Here is a 1,457-nt window from a genome sequence, read left to right on the forward strand (position 1 = left end):
CCCCTAAATATCTCCTCACCGTCCGTACAGCTTCCCTTCACCTTCATCTTCCCGCACACTACCGCCGTCAACGACTCGTTCAAGCGTAATACTCTCGGCTCCGCCTCCCTGTCCAGAGCCACCGCCTTCAGGGTAAACTTCCCTTCCAGGATCCCCTTAGCCTGACCGTTCATCCGAATGCAGAAACCGCCCGCCTCCTTCACCGGCAGCTCCGGCCACTTCGTCGACGTCAGCTTAAAGCTGCCCTTTTTCGCATAGAACTGCTCCATAAAGCGCGCATTTTCCAGCAGGGCGGCATGAGCCGCACGCAAGTTGGCCGAACGGACTGACTCCCGATAGGCAGTCAATGCCGCCGTCGCCAATATCGAAACCAGCAGCATCACCACCAACAGCTGTATCAAGGAGTAGCCCCTCTGTACAGCTGCCCCATTCCGTTTTCCGTCAAATGCTTTTAAGTACATATCTTTCTTCCCTTTATCTTTATCTTTATCTTTGTATCCCTATCCGACAGGAGGCACCTTATCCGTTTGTCCCTTTACTCAATGGCCCCCATTGGTCCAAGTCTTCATTGCCACTGCCCATACAAAGCCGCCCGTCAGCCCGAACCGGCAAACGGTTCAGCCTCGGGGCGGCATACGGCAGTTAACCGTCAGGCTTATTTTTTCACGGCAGGCTGTGCGGCCTTAGGCGCGGCAGAAGAAACCGTCGCCTCCGCCTTTAACTTGTTCAGCACCGCATCACCGATGCCCTTCACGTTTTTCAGCTCCTCCACCGATTTGAACGCACCGTTCTTCTGACGGTATTCCACAATCGATTTCGCCTTAGCCGGACCGATACCCGGCAAAGCCTCCAGTTCGGCAGAAGACGCGGTATTGATATTCACGGCGGCCAAAGAGAATGCTGCACAGACGGCGGCAAATGCACCAAATAAAAATTTCTTCATCAGATTTTTTCCCATAACATATTTGATTGAATCAGTCAGGAAGCCTACCGAATGGTTTTATTCCACTCTGTAAACACTGTCACATACGCGCAGATAGGGCAACAGCTCATACCCACACAAATGCTTACGACATATTAACGCAAATATCGTTTGATTTCAAATATTCTAAACAGTTAACCATAACTTTCAGTACTTTTGTTCAAGAATAACAACAGAGTTGTCATCCTTTAATTTAAACAACAAGCATGCACGAACACTCAATAGGTATCGGAATGGGTATCGGTTCATCAATATCCTTGCACCCATTACCCTACCTCCTATCGTCAAACCGACAGAAACGACAGGTATATAAAAAGCCCCCGACATCAGTCGGGGGCTTTGGAATGGGTGTTTGGCGGTGACCTACTTTCACATGGAAGAACCACACTATCATCGGCGCTGAGTCGTTTCACGGTCCTGTTCGGGATGGGAAGGCGTGGGACCAACTCGCTATGGCCGCCAAACTTAAACTGTT

At 50.4% G+C, this 1,457-nt stretch carries 2 protein-coding genes and 1 rRNA gene; all 3 read right to left on the reverse strand.

The annotated features are described in order from the left end of the window. A partial coding sequence (locus ACTHUE_RS18880) for a type IV pilin protein (protein ID WP_440424164.1) occupies positions 1-461 on the reverse strand: 461 nt, incomplete at its 3' end. 194 nt (positions 462-655) lie between these two features. After that, on the reverse strand, positions 656-943 hold the full coding sequence (locus tag ACTHUE_RS18885) for a ComEA family DNA-binding protein (protein WP_036472233.1): 288 nt from the start codon (positions 941-943) through the stop codon (positions 656-658). A 389-nt stretch (positions 944-1,332) separates the two neighbouring features. Beyond that, a 5S ribosomal RNA gene (rrf, locus tag ACTHUE_RS18890) occupies positions 1,333-1,446 on the reverse strand. Between the last annotated feature and the right edge of the window lie 11 nt (positions 1,447-1,457).

This window comes from Neisseria sp. P0021.S005 (genome assembly GCF_051956955.1).